The sequence below is a fragment of the Pseudomonas corrugata genome, assembly GCF_001269905.1.
GTDB classification, from domain to species: Bacteria; Pseudomonadota; Gammaproteobacteria; order Pseudomonadales; family Pseudomonadaceae; genus Aquipseudomonas; species Aquipseudomonas corrugata.
In genome coordinates this window covers 491,152-512,463 of record NZ_LHVK01000003.1, presented here as the reverse complement: position 1 = coordinate 512,463, position 21,312 = coordinate 491,152, and the positions used below count along the sequence as shown (strand labels likewise).

Below are 21,312 nucleotides of genomic sequence, written 5' to 3'. Positions count from 1 at the left end.
ACATGCTCGCCTGATAATCAGACGCTGACAAGCACGTTGATCCCTACAAAAAACCGCTGGCGGTCTCCTGGCATAGTTGTGTGGCCAACAGCCCCAGCGTCATCAAGGCCCGCTCCGCCTCACGGTTCCAAGGGATGCCGCAGTTCAGGCGAATGCAGTGGTTGAACTGCTCGGTGTTACTGAAGATCAACCCCGGCGCAATACTGATCCCCTGCTGCAAGGCCCGGACGTGCAGCTCTTGGGTATTGACCCGCCCCGGCAGACTGACCCACAGGATGAAGCCGCCGGTGGGACGGCTCATTTGCGTGCCTTCGGGGAAGTACTGTTGCACCGCGAGCTGGAAGGCACTGAGATTCTTGCGGTACTCCTGGCGGATATAGCGCAGATGGCGGTCGTAGCCGCCATTCTCCAGATAGGCCGCGATGCCCATCTGCGTGACGCTGCACGCCGAATGCGTACTGAACGTCTGCAGTCGCTGGATCTCCTGCTGGAATTTGCCGGCGATCATCCAGCCGATGCGTACACCCGGCGACAACGTCTTGGAAAAACTCGAACAGTAGATGACCCGGTCCAGTCGATCATAGGCCTTGAGCGCTTTGGTGCGACCTTGCTCGAACATCAACTCGCCGTAGATGTCATCCTCGACAATCTGAATGTCGAAGTCCGAAGCCAGTCGCAACAGTTGCTTCTGCCGCTCCTCGGGCATCGTACCGCCAAGAGGGTTGCTCAGCCGCGTGGTCAGCACCAGCGCCTTGATCGACCACTGGTTGGCCGCCAGTTGCAGGGCCTCCAGACTCATGCCGGTCACCGGGTCGCTGGGGATCTCGATGACCTTGAGGCCCAACAGATCCGCCAGTTGCAGCAAACCATAGTAAGTGGGCGATTCGGCAGCGATCAGATCTCCTGGCCGGGTCAGTACCCGCAGGGACATCTGCAGCGCATCGACGCAGCCGTGGGTAATCACCACTTCGGAAGGGTCCACGACGACGCCTGCGTCGCGCATGCGAATCGCCACCTGGCGACGCAACGGTTCGAAGCCCGGGCTGAACATGTAGCTGAACGCCCGCGGGCTATGGAAGCGCGTGACCTTGGCCAATTGCTGATGCAATGCCCGTACAGGCAGGTAATCCACACTCGGGACCGCCGCCCCCAACGGAAATACCCCTTCGCGACGGGACTCGACCAATACCTGCTGGATGATACTGCTGCGAGTCACCAACCCTGGACGCTCTACCCGGGCAATATCCGGGGTCGGCGCCGTAAGCGCCGGCGTCTGGTGCACGTAATAACCCGACTGCGGTCGCGCACGAATCAGCCCTTGGTCCTCAAGGTTGGCATAGGCCTGTAACACCGTCGCGTGACTGACGTTGAGCTGCGAACTCATCTTGCGCACCGACGGCACGCGCTCACCGGGTTGATACACACCCCGGCGGATGTCTTCGGCCAGTTGCTGAGCAATACGTTGGTAGAGCAAGAGGTTGGTCATGACGCAGCACTCGATTTCACGGGCATGTTGTTCTTGTAGGAAACGATACCGGAACAGTTTAGAAGTGTACGGGGACAGTTACCAGATTACTCGACCGTACAGTGCAGTGACAGCCCCAACTGTGCGCGAACGTGGAACCACAAGCACAAAAAAACCCGGCGCCCCTGAGGGGCCGGGTTTTCCAGTGACGCGACCCTTTAGCGGGCAGCGCCGAGCTGGCCCTTCTCGTCGGAGAACACAATTTCAACCCGCCGGTTCTGTGCCCGGCCACGCTCGGTGGCGTTGACGTCCACCGGGAACTCGTCGCCGTAGCCTTCGACCTGGATGCGCTTGTCATCGATCCCCAGATCCACCAGCACATCCGCCACCGCCTGGGCGCGGTCCCGGGACAGCTTGAGGTTCTCCTGCTTGCCACCGGTGCTGTCGGTATAGCCTTCGATGCGCACCACCCGCTTGGGGTTGAGTTGCAGGAACTGCACGATCTTGAGCACGACCCGGTTGGCCGAGTTTTTCAATTCAGCCTGGCCGGTGTCGAACAGGACATCGCCGAGAGTCATCACCAGGCCGCGATCGGTCTGGGTGGTGGTCATTTCCATGATCTGCTCTTCCAGCCACTTGCCCTGCTGCTGGACACTGAGCAACTTGGATTCGCGCAGAGCCAACTGCAGGCGCTGGCGCTCCAGTTCGAGCTTCGTCGCACGCTCTGTGTTCAGCACCTGGTTGCTGTGCTCTCGGGCGATCTCACTGTAGCGCTGGCTGAGGTAGGCGTAATGTAATACATCCTCACCGCTGCCCCAGTAAGTAGACAAGCGATCAGCCCGGGCCAGTGACTCTCCGGCGCGAATCACGTCTCTGGGCGCTGCGCGCAGGACGTTGGCGTCTTCCTTCACCTTCTGGAAATCGGTACTGGCTTTTTCCAGTGCCGCTTCACTGCGCTGACCTGCACAGCCGTACAGACTGGCCAGGCCCGCCAGGATCAAACCGCCAAACACATGGGAGTGCTTCATTGGGCATCCTCCCGCAGTTGTTTACGCAAGCGCTTGATACGGGTGTCGAGCACGTTCAACTGCTCCTGGCTCTTGAGGGTCAGCACCTTCGCTTCGGCCAGACGTGCGTCCAGCTCGGCTTGCTCGGCGCGCATGCGCGCCTTCTTGTACGACTCATCGGCCATGTTGGACTTTGCGCGGGCGAACTTTTCTTCGGCGAGTTTCAATTCAGGCACTTCATCGGCAGTGGCTCCCACCGCCCGGGCTTGTTCCAGCGCCTGTTCAGTCAGGCGGATCTGTTCATTCGGCGCCGGATCGGCTGCGCAGCCCGCCAGAGCCAGAACGGCCAGGGCAGCGAAAAGAGGTCGAATAGTCACTAATGTTCCCTACTGTTTTGGGGCGCCGACAGGTGGCTGCAACTGTGTGTTCCAACGTTCGAGATTGCGCTGCAACACAGCCTCCGTCAGGCCGGACGCGGCCAATTCTGTCATCTTTTGTGCCAGCTGTCCGCGCAACCATGGGTCGTTGCAGGCGGAGTCATGGGAAACCGCGAGGAACAGCCCCGGTTTATCCACCGGTTGTGCAGCAGCTTGCAGGTCGTTCGCCATGCCCAACGTCTGCGCCATCGCCAGGCCCGAGTAACGCCCGGCGAGGACATACTCCACCTCCCCCAGCAGCAATTTCTGAAAGGCCTGGGTCAGGTTGGAGGTGCGGACCAGGGTCAATTTCTGCTCGGCAAAGAGACCAAATTCCTGGGTCATACGAGCCTTTTCCGACAAGGCACCGGGATGACCTTGCAGATCTTCGGGCCGATTGACGACCAGTGGAGAATCCTTGCGGGTCCAGACCAGGTGATCGTTCTCCAGCACGGGGGGATGAACGTAGTCCAGGAAATCAAGCCCGGTGGGCGTCAGCGAGGCATCGGCGAACAGATCCATGCGCCCGCTGCGCACCTCCTCCAGTGCCTGGGCTTGAGTGCCGGCATAGAGCAATACGACCTTGATGCCCAACGCTCCCGCAACCTGACTCAGCAAGTCGGCACTGGCACCGATCAAGTGCTTGGGATCCTGGGGGTCCTGCCAGAGATAAGGCGGCGCATCCGGGCTGCCGGTGGCGATCAGCCGCTCGCACTTGCCGGCGGCGACAGACAGGCCCGGCACGCTCGCCAGCGCCCACAGCAACGACCAGCCGGCCAAACGGCGAAGATCCATGGCGTTACGCTCCCCTTGAAAATGCAGACAATAAAAAGCCCGGCCAGGACCGCATTGCGCTCATTCAAGGACTCAGAGGTACCTTAAATGAACTGCACTACGGTCAAAGCCGGGCTCTTTATAAGTGAAGAGGCCGGATTAGACCAGCTTCTCCAACTCAGGGACCGCTTCGAACAGATCTGCCACCAGGCCGTAATCGGCCACCTGGAAGATCGGTGCTTCTTCGTCCTTGTTGATCGCAACGATCACCTTGGAGTCCTTCATACCAGCCAGGTGCTGGATCGCGCCGGAGATACCGACGGCAATGTACAGCTGTGGCGCAACAATCTTGCCGGTCTGACCGACCTGCATGTCGTTGGGTACGAAACCTGCGTCGACCGCAGCGCGGGAAGCGCCGACGGCAGCGCCCAGCTTGTCAGCCAGGGCGTACAGGTGCTTGAAGTTGTCACCGTTCTGCATGCCACGGCCGCCGGAAACGACGATCTTGGCAGCGGTCAGTTCAGGACGATCGGACTTGGCCAGTTCTTCGTTGACGAAGCTGGAAATGCCGGCGTCGTGGGCAGCGCTGACGGCTTCGACGGCGGCCGAGCCACCTTCGGCCGCTACCGGGTCGAAACCGGTGGCGCGGACAGTGATGACCTTGATCGCAGCGGTCGACTGCACGGTGGCAATGGCGTTACCGGCATAGATCGGACGCTGGAAAGTGTCGGCGCTTTCCACCGAGATGATCTCGGAAATCTGGTCGACGTCCAGGGCAGCGGCAACGCGCGGCAGGATGTTCTTGCCGTTGGACGTGGCGGCAGCCAGGATGTGGCTGTAGGCCTTGCCCAACTCGGCTACCAGTGGTGCAACGTTTTCCGGCAACTGGTGCGCGTAAGCGGCATTGTCGGCCGACAGCACTTTCGCCACGCCAGCGATTTTCGCGGCAGCTTCAGCCACGGCGCCAGCGCCCTGCCCGGCTACCAGAACGTGGATATCGCCACCGATTTTGGCAGCGGCAGCAACGGTGTTCAGCGTGGCCGGGGCCAGCGCCTTGTTATCGTGTTCAGCGATTACCAAGATAGTCATGATCAGATTACCTTCGCTTCGTTTTTCAGTTTCTCGACCAGTTCAGCCACCGACTTGACCTTGATGCCCGCGCTGCGTGCGGCCGGCGCTTCGACTTTGAGGGTCTTGTTGGTGGAGGCGGTGGAAACGCCCAAAGCGTCAGGAGTCAGCACTTCAAGCGGCTTCTTCTTGGCTTTCATGATGTTTGGCAGAGACGCGTAGCGCGGCTCGTTCAAACGCAGGTCGGTGGTGACAATGGCCGGCAGCTTCAGGGAAACGGTCTGCGCGCCGCCGTCGATTTCACGGGTCACGGCAACGCTGTCGCCGGACACTTCGACTTTCGACGCAAAGGTGCCCTGACCGTATCCGCTCAATGCGGCGAGCATCTGGCCAGTCTGGTTGTTGTCGCTGTCGATGGCTTGTTTGCCGAGGATCACCAGCTGTGGCTGTTCCTTGTCGACAACGGCCTTGAGCAGCTTGGCCACGGCCAGGGAAGTCAGCTCCTCGGCGGATTCGACGAGAATGGCACGATCGGCACCCAGCGCCAGCGCAGTGCGCAGTTGCTCCTGGGCGGTGGTCGGGCCGATGGAGACGACGACGATTTCGGTCGCCACGCCTTTTTCTTTCAGGCGTACGGCTTCTTCCACGGCGATTTCGCAGAAAGGGTTCATCGACATCTTGACGTTGGCGAGGTCGACGCCGGAGTTGTCCGCCTTGACGCGAACCTTGACGTTATAGTCGACCACTCGTTTGACAGCTACAAGAACCTTCATGGATTCCTCGTTACTCTCCGGTGAAAAGAAAGTCGCCTAGGCGAACCTGGCGGTTGATGCTCATGGGCGCAAGGGCACCTCTAAAAACGCCGGCATGAACCACACATGACCTTGCTCACGGGAGTGAAGACCGCTCGTCGATGGTGACCGATGAGTCATTCATTATCGCGGCGTGTAAACTGCGCGTCCGAACACGCAATACGTCACTTTGTGCTGCCTTCGCCCTGTCTTTAGAGGTGCTCTTGAAACCAACAGTCAGCCTACGGCGAGCGCAAAACCGCCCGTATCTTGACCGGAACGCCTATTCCGGTCAATACGGCAAAATGGCCAGTCATAAGCCGCACGTCGGTGATTTATCTGGCCTGCGGCTATTTCAAACAAACGTTTGTATTGGACCCTGAGAGTGGTGTAGATATAATGCGCCCCCAAGAGAGAACTGCGGGTCATCCATTGTCGCTTTCGTCTTTTCCCGAAGGAAACAATGGATGCAACGCCCAACCTCCAATTAGAAAAACCGTGAGCCTTGAGAGTAGGAGATAGCCTGTGGAACGCGAATACATGGAATTCGACGTGGTCATCGTCGGTGCCGGCCCCGCTGGCCTGTCTGCCGCCTGCCGCCTGAAGCAGAAGGCCGCCGAAGCCGGTAAGGAAATCAGCGTCTGCGTGGTGGAAAAAGGCTCCGAAGTCGGTGCACACATCCTTTCCGGCGCGGTGTTCGAGCCCCGCGCCCTGAATGAACTGTTCCCGGACTGGAAGGAACTCGGCGCCCCGCTGAACACGCCAGTCAAGCGCGATGACATTTATGTCCTGAGGAACGCCGACACTGCGAACAAAATCCCTGACTTCTTCGTGCCCAAGACCATGCACAACGAAGGCAACTATATTATTTCCCTCGGCAATCTTTGCCGCTGGCTGGCCCAGCAGGCCGAGAACCTCGGCGTGGAAATCTACCCGGGCTTCGCCGCCCAGGAAGCGCTGTTTGACGAAAACGGCGTTGTCCGCGGGATTATCACCGGCGATCTGGGTGTCGACCGTGAAGGCCATCCGAAGGAAGGCCTCTACACGCCCGGCATGGAACTGCGCGGTAAGTACACGTTGTTCGCCGAAGGCTGCCGCGGCCATATCGGCAAGCAACTGATCAAGCGCTTCAACCTGGACAGCGATGCAGACGCCCAGCACTACGGCATCGGTTTGAAGGAAATCTGGGAAATCGACCCGGCCAAACATCAACCTGGCCTGGTGGTGCACACCGCCGGCTGGCCGCTGGACATCATGGGCACCGAGAACACCGGCGGCTCGTTCCTATATCACTTGGAAAACAACCAGGTGGTCGTGGGCCTGATCGTCGACCTGTCCTACAGCAACACCTACCTGTCGCCGTTCGACGAGTTCCAACGCCTCAAGCATCACCCGGTGCTCAAGCAGTATCTGGAAGGCGGCAAGCGCGTCAGCTACGGCGCCCGCGCCATCTGCAAGGGCGGCCTGAACTCGCTGCCGAAAATGGTCTTCAAAGGCGGTGCATTGATCGGTTGCGACCTGGGCACGCTGAACTTCGCCAAGATCAAGGGCAGCCACACCGCCATGAAGTCCGGCATGCTCGCCGCCGATGCCGTGGCCGATCGCCTGTTCGCCGAATCCGAAGGCGGTGATGAACTGACTGCTTACGTTGATAGCTTCAAGAAGAGCTGGCTGTATGAAGAGCTGTTCGCCAGCCGCAACTTCGGCGCGGCGATCCACAAGTATGGCGCAATCATCGGTGGCGGCTTCAACTGGCTCGACCAGAACATATTCGGCGGCAAGCTGCCGTTCACCCTGCATGACAACAAACCCGACTATGCCTGCCTGAAGCTGGCAGCCGATTGCAAGAAGATCGACTATCCGAAACCGGACGGCAAGATCAGCTTCGACAAACTCAGCTCGGTGTTCATCTCCGGTACCAACCATGAAGAAGAACAACCCTGCCACCTGAAACTGACCGATCCGAGCATCCCGATCAGCAAGAACCTGCCCCTGTACGACGAACCGGCCCAACGCTACTGCCCGGCCGGCGTGTATGAGGTGGTGACCAAGGAGGACGGCGAGAAACGCTTCCAGATCAACGCCCAGAATTGCGTCCACTGCAAGACCTGCGACATCAAGGACCCGGCCCAGAACATCACCTGGGTCTCGCCGGAAGGCGCCGGTGGGCCGACTTACCCGAACATGTAAGCCGATTCGCTGAACATCATGGCTCCCGCAATGGGGGCCTTTTTGTTGCCTGCAATGAATGGAGCGCCGATCTCCCTGTGGGAGCGAGCCTGCTCGCGAAGGCGGTGTGTCAGCCAGTAAAAATGCCGATAGATGAACCGCTATCGCGAGCAGGCTCGCTCCCACAGGGGATCTGCAGCGGTTCAGGCGGCACGTTCCTCCCCGGGGTTGCGCTCGAAGTAGCGCTTGTACTCCCGGCTGAACTGCGACGAGCTCTGGTAGCCCACCTGATGTGCGACCTGGGCCACGCCCATGCCCTCGCTGAGCAACAGCCGCTGCGCCTTGAGCAGGCGCAATCGCTTGAGGTACTGCACCGGCGACAGCAAGGTACTGCGCTTGAAATGCTCATGAAAGGTTGAAGCGCTCATGTTCGCGCAGTTGGCCAGCGTCTCGACGTTGAGCGGCTCGGTGAAGTGCGCGTGCAAATGGCTCAATGCGGCAGCGATCCGGGCGAACTGCCCTTGCTGCTCCACCAACGCCCGCAACACATCGGCCTGGGGGCCGCGCAACGCCGCGAAGAGCAATTCCCGCAAGCGCGCCTGGCCCATCACCTGGCATTCCAGCGGATCGTGCAGGCAGTGCAACAGACGCTCGACGCATCCGCGCATGGCGCCATCGAGCACGGCGCTGGTCATGGATTCCGGCGTCTGGGCCGCGAGGCTTCGCCCCGGCATCAACCCCATGGCCAGCACCAGCTCGCCCAACAGCGCCCGATCGATCGCAACGGAAATCCCGAGCAGCGGAGCATCGGGCATGGCGTAGGTTTCGCACTCGAACGGCACCGGCAGCGCCTGGATCAGGTAATGCCCGGCGCCGTATTCCAGCGTGCGCGGTCCCAGGTAAGCCAGTTTGCTGCCCTGGGCAATGATCACCAGGCTCGGCTCGTAGAGCTGCGGACCACGGGCGATGTCTTGGCTGCACCGCAGCACTTGTACGCCAGGCAGCTGTGTAGGAATAAAGCCGTCACGGGTCGCCAGAGGTTCGATCAGCGAAACCAGCGCCGCGTTGGCATCGAGATAGCGGGTCAGCAACATGGGAAAAACTTCACGGAAAAAGGGATGGGAACATCATCGCAGGTCTGGCGCTCCATAGGATCGATCTACGGCCAAGGTCGGAGGATTAGGCATGACACCCGTAGGAATCGCCATCGCGGGATGCGGCCATGGCTCCCAGAATAGATCGCCTGACTGTTCATTGTTTAGCGAGGTTCACTATGTACACTGCCATCGGATACGCCGCTCAATCGCCCACCGCGCCCCTCGCCCCCATGAAGTTCGAGCGGCGCAGCCCGCAGGCCGACGACGTGGCAATCGACATTCTCTACTGTGGCGTCTGCCACTCCGATATCCACCAGGCCCGCAACGAATGGGGCATCGCGGTCTACCCGCTGATGCCCGGCCACGAGATCGTAGGCAAGGTTACCGCCGTCGGTGCAGATGTCACCCGCTATAAGATCGGCGACTTGGTGGGTGTTGGCTGCATGGTCGACTCCTGCCGCGAGTGCGAAGCCTGCCATGCTGACCTGGAGCAATACTGCTACCAGGGCATGACCCAGACCTATGCCAGCCCGGACCGTATCAGCGGCGGCCATACCATGGGTGGCTACTCCGACAGCATCGTGGTCAACGAACATTTCGTGTTGCGTATCCCCGCCGCACTCGACCCGGCCAGCGCCGCACCGATTCTCTGCGCCGGCATCACCACCTACTCCCCCCTCAAGCACTACGGCGTGAAGGCCGGTGACAAGGTCGGCGTGCTCGGCATGGGCGGCCTCGGCCACATGGGTATCAAGTTCGCCAAGGCCATGGGCGCCGAAGTGACGTTGTTCACCCGCTCGGCGAGCAAGGCGGAAGAAGCCCGTCGCCAGGGCGCGGACCATGTGATCGTGTCCACCGACGCCGAGCAGATGGCCGCTGCCGCCGGACGCTTCCACTTCCTGCTGGACACCATTCCAGTACAGCACGACCTCAATCCCTACCTGGGGACGTTGCGTTTCGACGGCGTGCACATCCTGGTGGGCCTGGTCGAGCCGATCGATCCGCCGGTCCATGCCGCCAATTTGATCATGGGTCGTCGCGTATTGGCCGGTTCGTTGATCGGTGGCATCGCAGAAACCCAGGAAGTGCTGGATTTCTGCGCCGAGCACAACATCAGTTGCGACGTTGAAATGCTCGACATCCGCCAGATCAACGAAGCCTACAGCCGCATGATCGCCGGTGACGTGAAGTACCGCTTTGTCATCGACATGGCGACGCTCAAGGCCTGACGCAGTGGCCTGTACGGTTAATTCGAGTGCATGCATTAGCCACACAGGCCACTAATCAGACCTTGGCACCCAGCTCCGCCGACAGCCGGGCTGTGACCCCTTTGACCAGGGGAATCAGCTCGGCCATTTTTTCCAACGGCATGTAGGGCACGGTGCTGGCAATGCTGATACCGGCGACAATCCGCTTGCCTGCGTCCCGGATCGGTGCCGCCACGCAACGGATCGACGGTTCGTTGTCTTCCAGGTCGAAGGCGTAGCCTCCCGCCACATACTCCACCATTCGCTGCTGGAACTGCTCCCAGGATTGCTCCTGGTGCTGGGGCCAGAACTGATTCTTCCCAGCGGCCGGCAGACTGATTTCGTACAAGCGCCGCCAATTTTCCTCGGGATCATCGAGCATCAGCGCCTTGCCGATCCCCGTGCGTGCCAATGGCATGCGATGACCCACCCGCGAGCGCATTTCCGGGCCGTTGCGCCCCGGATTCTTCAGCAGGTACAAAACTTCGTCACCCTCGCGAATCGCCAGGTGAACGGTGTCGCCGGTCAACGCCGACAACTCGTCCAGATACGGTCCCGCCAGGCTCACCAGCGGCAGATCTTCCCGCGCCTGGAAACCCAGTTCGATCAACTTCGGCCCCAGCAGGTAACCCACCTGTGGCACCACGCGCAGGTAACGCTCGTCCACCAGGCAACTGGCCAGGCGATGGGTGGTGCTGCGGGTCGTGCCGATCAGCCGGGCGATTTCCTTCAGGTCACGGGCACCGCTGGCGACCGCCTGAACCACACCCAGGCCGCGCAGTAATGTCTGGGTGCCTGTAGGCGCTGCGTCCTTGGTGATTTTTGGATCGTCTTGCTGCATATCCGGCCTTCAACAGTGAGCGGGGAACGGGCCGCATTATGGTCGCCCGCCCCGTCGGACTACAACTCGATGCGCTCGACCTTCCCAACCAGCAGGATGTAGGACAGCGCCCCCACCAGTGCCAGAACGGCGATATAGGTGATGGCCGGGGCAAACGAATCGCCGCTGGCGAGGAAGCCGATGACGATCGGCGTGGCGATGGCCGCCAGGTTACCGATCAAGTTGAACACCCCACCCGTCAGCCCGAGCAGCCGCGACGGCGCCAGGGTCGACACCAGCGACCAGGTGATCGATGCCAGGCCGTTGCCGAAGAAAGCCAGCGCCAGGAACGCGATCACCATCGGCGTCGATTCAACGAAGTTGGCACCAATGATCGAGGTCGAGATCAGCAGCCCGCCAATGATCGGCAGCTTCCGGGCGAACCCGACCGTGGCGCCGCGACGGATCAGCCAGTCGGAAAAGAACCCGGAACACAACACGCCGACAAACGCCGCGAGGAACGGCAGCGACGCCAGCAGGCCGGACTTGATGAAGTCCATGCCGCGATATTTCACCAGGTAGGTCGGGAACCACGTCAGGAAAAACCACAGCGTGGAGTTCAGGCAGAACTGGCCCAGGTAAATGCCCCACAGCTTGCGCCGGGTCAGCACGACACCCAGGTCGGTCCAGCTGAATTTTGCCTTGGTCTCGGCCGCCTCGGCCTGGATGTCCACCAAACCGCCGCCCTCGCGAATCAAATCAATTTCGGCAGCGTTGGCGCCCTTGAAATCCCGAGGCTCGCGATACACCGCGTACCAGATCACCGCCCAGACAATGCCCACCGCACCGGTCACCACGAACACCATGTGCCAGCCGAACGTGTGTTGCAGCCAGGCCAGCACTGGCGTCAGGAAAGCCAGGCCAACGAACTGTCCGGAGGTGTAGAAGCCGATGGCAGTGGCCCGCTCGCGCTCGGGAAACCATGTGGTGACCACACGGCTGTTGATGGGATAGGCCGGCGCCTCCAGGGCGCCGACCGCCATGCGCAGCACGAACAAGGCGATGAAACTGGCGGCAAAACCGAGCATCACCGTGGCCACCGACCACAACAGCAACGCGACGCTGTACAGAATCCGCGGTGGCACGCGGTCCACCAGCCAGCCGCCGGGGATCTGCATGGCTGCGTAGGTCCAGCCGAACGCCGAGAAGATCAGCCCGACATGGATCGGATCGATGCCCAGTTCACTGGTCAGCGCGGGAGCGGCAATCGACAGGTTGCTGCGGTCCAGGTAGTTGATTACCACCGTGATGAAAAGCAGGACCATGATGAAAAAACGCTTGCGGCTGGGCGTCGCCAACGACGCCTGCGCGCTCAGGGTGTGCGCTTGCATGTGAGGTGCCTCTTCTTATGTTTATTGAGGAAACGGGCGCGAGGATGGGGGATCTCCTTGCCGATGGAGATCCTTTGTGGGAGCGAGCCTGCTCGCGATGGCGGTATGTCAGTAGCGCATTAATCAGCTGATCCACCGCGATCGCGAGCAGGCTCGCTCCCACAAGGTTCAGTGGTGGGCCTGGGAACTCACCACTCGGCAAAACTGCCATCGGCATGGCGCCAGATCGGATTGCGCCAGCGGTGGCCGACGGCGGCGCGTTCGATGACGTACTCCTCGTTGATCTCGATACCCAGGCCCGGGCCGTTGGGGATCTTCACGAAGCCTTTGTCGTAGTCGAACACCCGCGCATCCTTGACGTAATCCAGCAGGTCGTTGCTCTCGTTGTAGTGGATGCCCAGGCTCTGCTCCTGGATGAACGCGTTGTAGCAAGCCGCATCCAGTTGCAGGCACGCCGCCAGGGCAATCGGACCCAGCGGGCAGTGCAGCGCCAGCGCCACATCGTAGGCCTCGGCCATGTTGGCGATCTTGCGGGTTTCGGTGATCCCGCCGGCGTGGGAAGCATCCGGCTGGATGATGTCCACGTAACCTTCGCTGAGCACCCGTTTGAAATCCCAGCGGGAAAACAGGCGCTCGCCCAGGGCAATCGGCGTGCTGGTCAGCGGCGCCAGTTCCTTGAGGGCTTCATAGTTTTCGCTGAGCACCGGTTCTTCGATGAACATCAGCTTGTATGGGTCGAGCTCCTTCATCAGCACCTTGGCCATCGGCTTGTGGACCCGGCCGTGGAAGTCCACGCCAATGCCGACGTTCGGCCCTACCGCGTCCCGCACCGCGGCCACGTTGGCGAGCGCCAGGTCGACTTTTTCGAAGGTGTCGAGAAACTGCAGTTCTTCAGTACCGTTCATTTTCACCGCGGTGAAGCCCCGCCCTACGGCTTCTTTCGCCGCGCGAGCGGTGTCCGCCGGCCGGTCGCCGCCGATCCAGGAGTAGACGCGAATCTTGTCGCGCACCTGACCGCCCAGCAGGTCGCTGACCGACACGCCCAGGGCCTTGCCCTTGATGTCCCACAGCGCTTGGTCGATACCGGCCAGAGCACTCATATGGACGGCACCACCGCGATAGAAACCACCGCGATACAGGACAGTCCAGATGTCTTCGATATTGCGTGGGTCTTTGCCGATCAGGTAGTCGGACAATTCCTCAACGGCGGCCGCCACCGTATGGGCGCGGCCCTCGACCACCGGCTCGCCCCAGCCAGTCACGCCCTCGTCGGTTTCGACCTTGAGGAAGCACCAGCGCGGCGGAACGATAAAGGTGGTCAGCTTGGTGATTTTCATCTTGTTGTCTCTCTTGTCAGATGCAGCGCACGCAGCGCTGGAAAAGTCTTCAGTTCAAGGCATTCCATGCGGCCACGTAAGCCTTGGCGCGCACCGCAACTTCGTCCGCCGTCAGGCCCGGCTTGAACAGCCCGGAGCCCAGGCCGAACCCCTTGACGCCCGCCTCGAGGAACACCGCCATGTTGTCCGGCGTGATCCCTCCCACCGGCACCAGCACGGTTCCGGCCGGCAACACCGCGAGCCAGGCCTTGACCACCGCCGGGCCCATTTGCTCGGCAGGAAAAAGCTTCAGCACATGGGCGCCTTCGGCCAGCGCGGCAAATGCCTCGGTAGGCGTGGCGACGCCGGGCGAGAGGTAGAGCCCTGCCGCTTTCGCCGCCCGCAACACGTTCGGATCGCTGTGGGGCATGACGATCACCTGGCCGCCGGCGGCCTTCACCAGCTCCACCTGCTCCGGCGTCAGCACGGTGCCGGCACCGATCAGGCAGTCGGCGGGCAAGGTATTACGCAGAATGCGGATACTTTCGTACGGCTCGGGGGAATTGAGCGGTACCTCAATGACGCGAAATCCAGCGCTGTACAGGACTTCGCCGATGGCTGCCGCTTCTTCAGGACGCAGACCCCGCAGGATAGCGATCAACCCGTTGTGCGCCAGTGCTTGTGTGAGCATGTCAGACCTCCAGTCAGGTTTAACGCGATACGCTGGATTCAAGCAGCCCGGCCGCCACGGCCAGCTGCCACAAACCTCGTTCGGTGGCCTGTTCAGCCAGGGTCACCCGGGCAAATCCGCAGGCGTCGAGGGCCCGTTGATAACGGGCGCAGAGTTGGGAATTGCCAATCAGCACCACCGTCGGCAAGTGCACGCTGTTGCGCCGATGGCGTTGTGCCGCGGCCAGTGCCGTCAGCTCATGGCCAATCAACAAGCCGGAGAGATAGTCAGCCTGAGCGCTTGCGCCGAGTTCACCGGTCAGCCCCAGGCTGCGAGCGCTGAACACGGTGGACAGTGGCCCGATCTGTCCGTCCGTCGACAGCGCTACCTGCACACCACGATCGAAGGCCACGCCATCGAACGCGACGCCGCGCTGCTGGGTACGGCCGAGAATGCTGTGGTCGCTGAGCACCGCGAAGATTTCGCCGGTCATGAAGGTATCGAAATGCACAATGCAGCCATCGACTACTTCCACCCATTTCGAGTGGCTGCCGGGTAAGCCGATCAGCACCGCTTCGCTCGGCAAGCTGTGCAAGGCGCCGAGTACTTGAGTTTCTTCGCCGCGCATCACATTGGGTAACCGCGAGCGCTGGATCACCCCAGGCACGATATGCACATCGACACCGCGAAGGCTGCGAACGGTTTGCAGGGAATGTCCGAGATTGGCGACGTTTGCCGGTGTGTCGCAGTAAGGCGCTTCGCACCAACCCTGGGCGCTGCCGACCATGCCGCAGGCAATGACGGGCAGGCCCGGCTGCGCGTCCAACCAATCACCGCAGGCCTCGTCGAACGCCAGCTCGAAACCGTCGGTGCATTCCCGACCGGCCACGGTCCGCGGCCCGGAAGGCAACTGCATGATCCCCGACGACAGCGAGCGCTGCTCAAGCACCTCGCCTCCCGCGGCGAGTTTATAAGCCCGTAGTGAGGTGGTTCCCCAATCGAGCGCGATCAATTGCGCCTGCATCCGCTTCACCTGTTCTGTTTTTTGGCAGTGAGTGGCACGGACTATAAACCTGGCCGCAGATAAATCTCAATATATAAATATCACTCCCATATATTGGGATGAACACAAAGACATCCGAAACCATCGCCATCCACTCTCGTCCCTGCTACGTTTCCTGTCCGGATGCCTTAACTCTCAGGGATAATGAAATGGGACAACTGCTGAAAATCCTCGGCCGCACTTCCTCGATCAACGTCAGAAAAGTGCTATGGACCTGCCAGGAACTGGACATCTCCTACGAACGTGAAGACTGGGGCATCGGCTTCAATTCAACTCACGATCCGGCATTCCTCGCACTTAACCCAAACGCTCAGGTACCGGTGATCATCGATGAGAACGGTGTGCTTTGGGAGTCGAACACCATCTGCCGTTACCTGGTAGGCAAGCATGGGCGCAGTGATCTGCTCGCCGTCGAACCAGCCGCACGGGCGAGGATCGAGCAGTGGATGGATTGGCAGGCGACGGAACTCAACCCGTCATGGGGTTACGCGTTTCATGCGCTGGTGCGCAAGAATCCGGATATGCAGGATCCACAATCCATCGCCGCCGGAGTCAGAGGCTGGAACGAAAAGATGGGGTTGCTCGAGCAGCAGTTGAATCGCACCGGCGCCTATGTCGCCGGTGCGGATTTCTCCCTGGCGGACGTGCTCATCGGCCTGTCCGTGCACCGCTGGCGCCAGACGCCCATGGAGCGGCCGGACTACCCGGCCGTCGCCGCGTACTGCAAACGGCTCGAACAACGACCGGGATTTGCCGAGTATGCCGGCGCCGGGTATTCCTGAAACCTTCAATTGCCTTGGGCGAAATCCCGTAGCACCTTGCCGTCCATCCGGTAGCGCACCCATTCTTCCTGGGGTTGCGCGCCGAGGGATTTGTAGAATTCGATCGCAGGTGTGTTCCAGTCCAGGACACTCCATTCGAAACGACCGCAATCGTTGTCGCAGGCGACTTTGGCCAGGTGACGCAACAACGTCTTGCCCGCACCGCCGCCACGCTGTTCGGGCGTGATGTACAAGTCTTCCAGATACAGACAGTTACTGCCCAACCAGGTGGAGTAGCTGAAGAAAAACACCGCGAAACCAATCGGTACGCCATCACGCAGGCAGATCAGCCCGTGGGCAGTTGCGCCTTCGCTGAACAGGCTGCGCTCGATGTCGGCCACACTGGCGATAACTTCGTGACGGGCTTTTTCGTAGTCGGCCAGCTCGGTGATGAAGGCAAGGATTTGAGGCGCATCGCTGGGTTGCGCAGGACGGATCTCGATCGACATGAACGGGCCTTGTAGCCAATGGAAAGCGCCATACTAAGCCGCCACGCGGCACTCGTCACATTTCAATCCAAATGATGACGCACGCTCGAAAGCACCATTCGTCGCCCCCGAGGCACCAACCTCGATCCAAGGCAGCCCAAGATCAGGCAAACATCTGAAAAATGGAGGCGACACCATGATCACTTCAAGGCTGACTGCGTTCACATTTGCCGCACTGCTCTCTTCGGTGGCCTTAGCGGCGTCCACCTCTGGTACCGGACCGACCGACCCGGTGGAGGCTCCCCACTCGCCGGCCACACAGGGCATGCCCAAGTTGAACACCGACGGCACCGGTGGCGGCACCTTGAACAATGGCCAGCCACCCGCCACCGGCACCGATCCGCGCGTGCAAGGTAATGACATGGGCCGTCAGGGTGGCATGAACACGCCGGACTCTGCAGCGCCCGATAACGCCGAAACCGGCGTGGGCTCGAAAACCACCACCGGTGGTTCGGGCTCCGAAGGTGGCGCCAGCCAGTAGCCTCTGCTCACACACTTGAGGAGGAGAATCCCATGCCTCGTGGAAGCAAAGACAAATACACCGCCGAGCAAAAGCGCAAGGCCGGACACATCGAAAAAAGCTACGAGAAGAAAGGCCTGTCCGAGGACACGGCCGAGGCACGGGCCTGGGCGACGGTGAACAAACAGTCCGGCGGCGGCGAGCGTTCCGGCGGTTCGGGGAAACATAAACCGGCCGCGGAAAAGAAAACCGACCGCAAGGAATCGGCCCGTCGTGCGGCCAAGACCCGGGAAGGCCACCCGCGCCGCAGCAGGGCTTCCCATGAAACCCAGACCGTCGACAGCCTGATGAAAGAAGCCCGGGCGAAGAACATTCCCGGGCGTTCGAAGATGCGCAAGCAAGAGTTGATCGAGGCGTTGCGCAAGGCAGCTTGATTGGCGGCGTCAGGGCGGGCCCCATCGCAGGTAAGCCCGCTCCCACACTGAGCCGCGCCGTGCACGGAATCTGTGACTGACACATAACCCTGCGGGAGCCGGGCTTGCCCGCGATGGGGCCCGCCCGGTCGAAGCAGGTTTCAGCGCTGTTTCATGCGGTCGATGACCACGGCGAGCAGCAGGATCGAGCCACGGATGACGTATTGGTAGAAGGTGTCGATGTTCTTCAGGTTCATCGCGTTTTCAATGATTGCCAGAATCAGCACTCCGGCAATCACATGACGGATCATGCCGATCCCGCCGCTTAACGATACCCCACCCAGGACGCAGGCCGAGATCACCGTCAGTTCGAAGCCCTGGCCGATCATCGGTTGGCCGGAGGTCATGCGCGAGGCCAGGATCACACCCGCCAGCGCCCCGATCACCCCATGCACAGCGAAGATGATGATCTTGGTGCGATCGACGTTCACGCCCGCCAGCAACGCCGCTTCCTGATTACCACCAATGGCCATGGTGTTACGCCCATAGGTGGTGTAGTTCAACAACCAGCCGAAGAACACAAAGCAGACGACGGTGATCAGGATCGGTACCGGCACACCGAACAACTGGCCGTTGCCATACACGAAGAACGATTCCTGGGACACACCCACTGCCTTGCCATTGGCAAAGATGTAGGCCAGGCCACGAACGATCTGCATGGTCGCCAGCGTGGTGATCAAGGCATTGACCCGCAGCTTGGCAATGACGATGCCGTTGATCAGGCCAACGATCAGCCCCATCACCAGCGCGGCGCAGACGCCCAGGAACACGCTGTTGGTATCGCGCATCACCACCGCCGCGACCACGCCGGCGCAGGCAATCACCGAGCCGACGGACAAGTCGAAGTGCCCGGACGCCAGGCAATACAACATGGTGCAGGCCGCGATGCCGGTGGTGGAAATCGCCAGGCCAAGGCCCCGCATGTTCAAAGGCGACAGGAAGTTGTCGATCATCAGCGTACAAAGTACGAAGATACCGATAGCCGCCAGCAGCATGACCCAGTCGTCCAGGAAGCGACGCATATCCAGGGGTTTGCGTGCCGTTGGCAGTGCATTGTTTTGAATGGTCATGATTTACCTCTCAGTTCGCCGCGTCGGCAACGCGTTGGCGTGGCAGCGCCAGTTGCAACAGGTTGGATTCGTTGGCCTGGTCACGCGGCAGCTCGCCGCGCATGGCCCCTTCGCACAGCACCAGGATCCGGTCGGAAATGCCCATCACTTCCATCAGGTCGCTGGACACCACAATCACCGCAATGCCATTGGCCGCCAGGTTGTGGATGATCTGGTAGATCTCCGCCTTCGCACCGATGTCGATGCCGCGCGTGGGCTCGTCCAGCAACAGGACTTTCATCGGCATCGACAGCCAGCGACCGAGGATCGCCTTCTGCTGGTTGCCGCCGGACAGGTACATGATTTTCTGCCCCGCCGTCGGAGTCTTCACTTTCAACGCCCTGATCTGCTTGTCGGCATTGCCCTTTTCCCAGTCGCCGCGCAGCAGGCAGCCGAAGGTTGAATGGGCACTGCGGGCGCTGATGTTGATGTTCTCACCGACGCTGGCCAGCGGCATGATGCCTTCCTTCTTGCGGTCTTCCGGACAGAGCAGCACGCCGGCGGCGATGGCATCCCGGGGCGAACGCAGTTTCAGCGCCTCACCGTGCAGGACCATGCTGCCTTCGGTCTGGCGTTCCAGGCCGCTGAGCAATCGCAGCAACTCGGTACGTCCGGCCCCCACCAGCCCGAACAATCCGAGGATTTCACCTTTATGCACCTGGAAACTCACCGGCTCACGCAACCCTGGACCGAGCAGGCGCTCGACCTGCAGCGCCACGTGACCGCGCTCACGGGGGCGGTAATCGTAGATGTCCTCGATGTCGCGACCAACCATGCAGGTGACCAACTGATCGTGGGTCAACTCGCTCATGTTGTCGAAGGTGCGCACATAGCGGCCGTCCTTGAATACCGTCACCGCGTTACAGATGCGGAACACCTCTTCCATGCGGTGGCTGACATACAGCACTACTTTGCCCTCGTCCCGCAGACGCGCGATGATCGCCATCAAGCGGTCGATTTCCCGAGCAGAAAGACTACTGGTGGGTTCATCGAAAGCAATTACATGGGCGCCACGGGATAGGGCCTTGGCGATTTCCACCAGTTGGCGCTGACCGAGGGACAGGCGACCGACTTTTTCCTGGGGATCGATTTCGTCGGCCAGGCCTTTGAGCAGCGTCAATGCCTGCTGGCGCAACACGCCGCGGTTGACCAGGCCGAAACGCGCCGGCAGATGGCCCAGGAACAGATTCTCGGCCACCGTCATTTCCGGCACCAGGTGCAGCTCCTGGTGAATCACCGCCACGCCGCTGGCGATGCTGTCGGCCGTGCATTTGAAGGCCATCGTCTGTTCGCCGATCTGCAGCTCGCCGCTGCTCGGGATGTAGGCCCCACCCAGAATCTTCAGCAACGTGGACTTGCCCGCGCCGTTTTCCCCCATCAAGGCATGAACCTGGCCTGGATGGGCAACAAAGCTGATATTGGCCAACGCCTGTACGCCGGGAAAGGCCTTGCCGATTCCATTGAACCGCAAGCTGGCGCCAATGTTGTGTTGCTGTGTCGCTGTTTGCGCTTGCATAACCACCTCGAACTCACAGAGATCAAGCGGCCCCAAGACACCAGGGCCGCTTTTGAATCAACCGGCCGTCAATTCCACAGGCCGATCTTTTCCAGCTCCTGCTTGAAGTTCTCCCGAGTGATCAGCGTCACCTCGTCCATGGCGGTGTACTTCGGTGGTTCCTTGCCGGTGGTGACCCACTCGAACATCATCTCGGCAGTCTTGTAGCCTTCGATGTGCGGGCTAGGCAGCATCGAACCGAAGAAACCGCTGTGGGGCTTCTTCAGCTCGCCAATGGCGTCGGTGCCGTTGATGCCGATCCCGATCACGTTGTCAGCCTTGAACCCGGCGCTTTCAGTCGCGCGCACGCCGCCCAGCACAGTGTTGTCGTTCATGCCGCCGATGATCAGGTTCTTCGCACCGCTGGGCAGTTTCACCAGGGCGGAGTTGGTGGAGTCCATGCTCCCCGGTACGTCGAGGGTCTTGAGCGCCGTGGTGAGGATATGATCGTCCGGCATACCGGCTTTCTTGAGAGCGTCAATCGAACCGTCAGTGCGTTTCTTGCCGGTGTCCAGCTCGTTGAAGGTGTTGATCACCGCGTAGGTTTCTTTCCAGTCCCAACCACGTTTTTTGGCTTCAGCGGCCATGGCGGCGCCCTGCTTCTGGCCCACTTCGAACGCGGCCATGCCGAGGTACGGCACGTCTTCCATGAACTTGCCGCTGGCATCGACGAAACGGTCATCGACGGCGATGACTTTCATGTCGTTGAGTTTGGCCTTGGCAACGATGGCCGGGCCGAGCGACACGTCCGGCGGGCAGATCACAAAGCCCTTGGCGCCGTTGGCCGCGAGGCTGTCGATGGCCGAGAGGGTCTTCTCGCCATCGGGCACGGCAATCTTGATCACCTTGAAGCCCTTGTCCTTGCCCGCCTTCTCGGCGAACGCCCATTCGGTCTGGAACCAGGGCTCCTCGGCTTGCTTGACCAGAAAACCGATCTTCACTTCTTCAGCCGCCAGCAAGGTACTGCTAAGACCGACCGCGGCAACTGCCAGGGCAACGCGGCACAGGGAACGGATCCCACGACGATGATTCATAGTTGACTCCTTGTTTTTTTTATTGAAAGCCAAACGTCCAGGGTCTGCTCCACCTTCGGTGGCAAAACGCAGGCTGGA

The 21,312-nt window shown here is 60.8% G+C and carries 21 protein-coding genes; 5 read left to right on the top strand and 16 right to left on the bottom strand.

Features of this window, described 5'->3' with window-relative positions:
- Positions 1-43: 43 nt before the first annotated feature.
- From AD665_RS02670 to AD665_RS02645, 6 genes are all read right to left on the bottom strand, one after another.
- Positions 44-1,486 carry an aminotransferase-like domain-containing protein gene (locus AD665_RS02670; RefSeq protein WP_024776873.1) on the bottom strand — a complete coding sequence of 481 codons (1,443 nt, stop codon included), beginning with the start codon at positions 1,484-1,486 and terminating at the stop codon, positions 44-46.
- A gap of 197 nt (positions 1,487-1,683) precedes the next feature.
- Positions 1,684-2,493, bottom strand: a complete 810-nt coding sequence (locus tag AD665_RS02665; RefSeq protein ID WP_024776874.1) for an OmpA family protein — start codon at positions 2,491-2,493, stop codon at positions 1,684-1,686.
- On the bottom strand, positions 2,490-2,849 hold the full coding sequence (locus AD665_RS02660) for a DUF4398 domain-containing protein (protein WP_003204190.1): 360 nt from the start codon (positions 2,847-2,849) through the stop codon (positions 2,490-2,492). Before AD665_RS02660 ends, AD665_RS02665 begins: the two co-directional genes overlap by 4 nt.
- A 9-nt stretch (positions 2,850-2,858) precedes the next feature.
- Positions 2,859-3,683 carry a substrate-binding periplasmic protein gene (locus AD665_RS02655; RefSeq protein WP_053190776.1) on the bottom strand — a complete coding sequence of 275 codons (825 nt, stop codon included), beginning with the start codon at positions 3,681-3,683 and terminating at the stop codon, positions 2,859-2,861.
- A 138-nt stretch (positions 3,684-3,821) separates the two neighbouring features.
- On the bottom strand, positions 3,822-4,751 hold the full coding sequence (locus tag AD665_RS02650) for an electron transfer flavoprotein subunit alpha/FixB family protein (protein ID WP_024776876.1): 930 nt from the start codon (positions 4,749-4,751) through the stop codon (positions 3,822-3,824).
- A 2-nt stretch (positions 4,752-4,753) separates the two neighbouring features.
- Positions 4,754-5,503 carry an electron transfer flavoprotein subunit beta/FixA family protein gene (locus AD665_RS02645; RefSeq protein ID WP_024776877.1) on the bottom strand — a complete coding sequence of 250 codons (750 nt, stop codon included), beginning with the start codon at positions 5,501-5,503 and terminating at the stop codon, positions 4,754-4,756.
- A 543-nt stretch (positions 5,504-6,046) separates the two neighbouring features.
- Here AD665_RS02645 and AD665_RS02640 point away from each other — a divergent pair.
- The gene (locus AD665_RS02640) at positions 6,047-7,711 is read left to right on the top strand and encodes an electron transfer flavoprotein-ubiquinone oxidoreductase (RefSeq protein ID WP_053190773.1); all 1,665 of its coding nucleotides are present in this window, start codon (positions 6,047-6,049) and stop codon (positions 7,709-7,711) included.
- A 182-nt stretch (positions 7,712-7,893) separates the two neighbouring features.
- Here the strand turns inward: AD665_RS02640 and AD665_RS02635 are convergent, their stop codons facing one another.
- Complete coding sequence (locus AD665_RS02635) at positions 7,894-8,784, bottom strand: AraC family transcriptional regulator (RefSeq protein ID WP_024776879.1); 891 nt, start codon at positions 8,782-8,784, stop codon at positions 7,894-7,896.
- Positions 8,785-8,963: 179 nt separating this feature from the next.
- Between AD665_RS02635 and AD665_RS02630 the strand changes: the two genes are divergently transcribed.
- Positions 8,964-10,016 (top strand): NAD(P)-dependent alcohol dehydrogenase, encoded by a 1,053-nt coding sequence (locus AD665_RS02630; protein WP_024776880.1) that lies wholly within the window; start codon positions 8,964-8,966, stop codon positions 10,014-10,016.
- Between the two features lie 55 nt (positions 10,017-10,071).
- Here AD665_RS02630 and AD665_RS02625 read toward each other — a convergent pair whose 3' ends face one another.
- From AD665_RS02625 to AD665_RS02605, 5 genes are all read right to left on the bottom strand, one after another.
- The gene (locus AD665_RS02625) at positions 10,072-10,875 is read right to left on the bottom strand and encodes an IclR family transcriptional regulator (RefSeq protein WP_024776881.1); all 804 of its coding nucleotides are present in this window, start codon (positions 10,873-10,875) and stop codon (positions 10,072-10,074) included.
- Between the two features lie 59 nt (positions 10,876-10,934).
- The gene (locus tag AD665_RS02620; protein ID WP_053190770.1) at positions 10,935-12,245 is read right to left on the bottom strand and encodes an MFS transporter; all 1,311 of its coding nucleotides are present in this window, start codon (positions 12,243-12,245) and stop codon (positions 10,935-10,937) included.
- A gap of 188 nt (positions 12,246-12,433) precedes the next feature.
- On the bottom strand, positions 12,434-13,582 hold the full coding sequence (gene dgoD / locus AD665_RS02615) for a galactonate dehydratase (protein ID WP_024776883.1): 1,149 nt from the start codon (positions 13,580-13,582) through the stop codon (positions 12,434-12,436).
- Between the two features lie 49 nt (positions 13,583-13,631).
- A complete protein-coding gene (locus AD665_RS02610) occupies positions 13,632-14,252 on the bottom strand; it encodes a 2-dehydro-3-deoxy-6-phosphogalactonate aldolase (RefSeq protein WP_024776884.1) in 621 nt (206 codons plus the stop codon).
- A 19-nt stretch (positions 14,253-14,271) separates the two neighbouring features.
- Entirely contained in the window at positions 14,272-15,255 is a 984-nt protein-coding gene (locus tag AD665_RS02605; protein ID WP_024776885.1) for a 2-dehydro-3-deoxygalactonokinase, read from the bottom strand.
- 188 nt (positions 15,256-15,443) lie between these two features.
- Here AD665_RS02605 and AD665_RS02600 point away from each other — a divergent pair, with 188 nt between their 5' ends.
- Positions 15,444-16,076 (top strand): glutathione S-transferase family protein, encoded by a 633-nt coding sequence (locus tag AD665_RS02600; RefSeq protein WP_024776886.1) that lies wholly within the window; start codon positions 15,444-15,446, stop codon positions 16,074-16,076.
- A 5-nt stretch (positions 16,077-16,081) separates the two neighbouring features.
- Here the strand turns inward: AD665_RS02600 and AD665_RS02595 are convergent, their stop codons facing one another.
- Entirely contained in the window at positions 16,082-16,564 is a 483-nt protein-coding gene (locus AD665_RS02595; protein ID WP_003179435.1) for a GNAT family N-acetyltransferase, read from the bottom strand.
- A gap of 175 nt (positions 16,565-16,739) precedes the next feature.
- Here AD665_RS02595 and AD665_RS02590 point away from each other — a divergent pair, with 175 nt between their 5' ends.
- On the top strand, positions 16,740-17,084 hold the full coding sequence (locus AD665_RS02590) for a hypothetical protein (RefSeq protein WP_024776887.1): 345 nt from the start codon (positions 16,740-16,742) through the stop codon (positions 17,082-17,084).
- 32 nt (positions 17,085-17,116) lie between these two features.
- Entirely contained in the window at positions 17,117-17,497 is a 381-nt protein-coding gene (locus AD665_RS02585) for a Rho termination factor N-terminal domain-containing protein (RefSeq protein WP_024776888.1), read from the top strand.
- A 140-nt stretch (positions 17,498-17,637) separates the two neighbouring features.
- Here the strand turns inward: AD665_RS02585 and araH are convergent, their stop codons facing one another.
- The 3 genes from araH to AD665_RS02570 all read right to left on the bottom strand — a co-directional run bounded on the left by araH (position 17,638) and on the right by AD665_RS02570 (position 21,234).
- The gene (araH, locus tag AD665_RS02580; RefSeq protein WP_024776889.1) at positions 17,638-18,606 is read right to left on the bottom strand and encodes an L-arabinose ABC transporter permease AraH; all 969 of its coding nucleotides are present in this window, start codon (positions 18,604-18,606) and stop codon (positions 17,638-17,640) included.
- 10 nt (positions 18,607-18,616) lie between these two features.
- Positions 18,617-20,161, bottom strand: coding sequence for an L-arabinose ABC transporter ATP-binding protein AraG (gene araG, locus AD665_RS02575; protein WP_053190766.1), 1,545 nt, complete (start codon positions 20,159-20,161; stop codon positions 18,617-18,619).
- A 68-nt stretch (positions 20,162-20,229) separates the two neighbouring features.
- Complete coding sequence (locus AD665_RS02570; RefSeq protein ID WP_024776891.1) at positions 20,230-21,234, bottom strand: substrate-binding domain-containing protein; 1,005 nt, start codon at positions 21,232-21,234, stop codon at positions 20,230-20,232.
- Positions 21,235-21,312 lie beyond the last annotated feature (78 nt).

Excerpts from the sequence above, each read along its gene's own strand:
- AD665_RS02610 (WP_024776884.1), bottom strand. The coding sequence starts at position 14,252 with ATGCTCACACAAGCACTGGCGCACAACGGGTTGATCGCTATCCTGCGG.
- AD665_RS02600 (WP_024776886.1), top strand. The coding sequence starts at position 15,444 with ATGGGACAACTGCTGAAAATCCTCGGCCGCACTTCCTCGATCAACGTC.
- araG (WP_053190766.1), bottom strand. The coding sequence starts at position 20,161 with ATGCAAGCGCAAACAGCGACACAGCAACACAACATTGGCGCCAGCTTG.
- dgoD (WP_024776883.1), bottom strand. The coding sequence starts at position 13,582 with ATGAAAATCACCAAGCTGACCACCTTTATCGTTCCGCCGCGCTGGTGC.
- AD665_RS02645 (WP_024776877.1), bottom strand. The coding sequence starts at position 5,503 with ATGAAGGTTCTTGTAGCTGTCAAACGAGTGGTCGACTATAACGTCAAG.
- AD665_RS02625 (WP_024776881.1), bottom strand. The coding sequence starts at position 10,875 with ATGCAGCAAGACGATCCAAAAATCACCAAGGACGCAGCGCCTACAGGC.
- AD665_RS02605 (WP_024776885.1), bottom strand. The coding sequence starts at position 15,255 with ATGCAGGCGCAATTGATCGCGCTCGATTGGGGAACCACCTCACTACGG.
- AD665_RS02620 (WP_053190770.1), bottom strand. The coding sequence starts at position 12,245 with ATGCAAGCGCACACCCTGAGCGCGCAGGCGTCGTTGGCGACGCCCAGC.
- AD665_RS02650 (WP_024776876.1), bottom strand. The coding sequence starts at position 4,751 with ATGACTATCTTGGTAATCGCTGAACACGATAACAAGGCGCTGGCCCCG.
- AD665_RS02570 (WP_024776891.1), bottom strand. The coding sequence starts at position 21,234 with ATGAATCATCGTCGTGGGATCCGTTCCCTGTGCCGCGTTGCCCTGGCA.
- AD665_RS02630 (WP_024776880.1), top strand. The coding sequence starts at position 8,964 with ATGTACACTGCCATCGGATACGCCGCTCAATCGCCCACCGCGCCCCTC.
- AD665_RS02595 (WP_003179435.1), bottom strand. The coding sequence starts at position 16,564 with ATGTCGATCGAGATCCGTCCTGCGCAACCCAGCGATGCGCCTCAAATC.
- AD665_RS02585 (WP_024776888.1), top strand. The coding sequence starts at position 17,117 with ATGCCTCGTGGAAGCAAAGACAAATACACCGCCGAGCAAAAGCGCAAG.
- AD665_RS02670 (WP_024776873.1), bottom strand. The coding sequence starts at position 1,486 with ATGACCAACCTCTTGCTCTACCAACGTATTGCTCAGCAACTGGCCGAA.
- AD665_RS02665 (WP_024776874.1), bottom strand. The coding sequence starts at position 2,493 with ATGAAGCACTCCCATGTGTTTGGCGGTTTGATCCTGGCGGGCCTGGCC.
- AD665_RS02635 (WP_024776879.1), bottom strand. The coding sequence starts at position 8,784 with ATGTTGCTGACCCGCTATCTCGATGCCAACGCGGCGCTGGTTTCGCTG.
- AD665_RS02655 (WP_053190776.1), bottom strand. The coding sequence starts at position 3,683 with ATGGATCTTCGCCGTTTGGCCGGCTGGTCGTTGCTGTGGGCGCTGGCG.
- AD665_RS02590 (WP_024776887.1), top strand. The coding sequence starts at position 16,740 with ATGATCACTTCAAGGCTGACTGCGTTCACATTTGCCGCACTGCTCTCT.
- araH (WP_024776889.1), bottom strand. The coding sequence starts at position 18,606 with ATGACCATTCAAAACAATGCACTGCCAACGGCACGCAAACCCCTGGAT.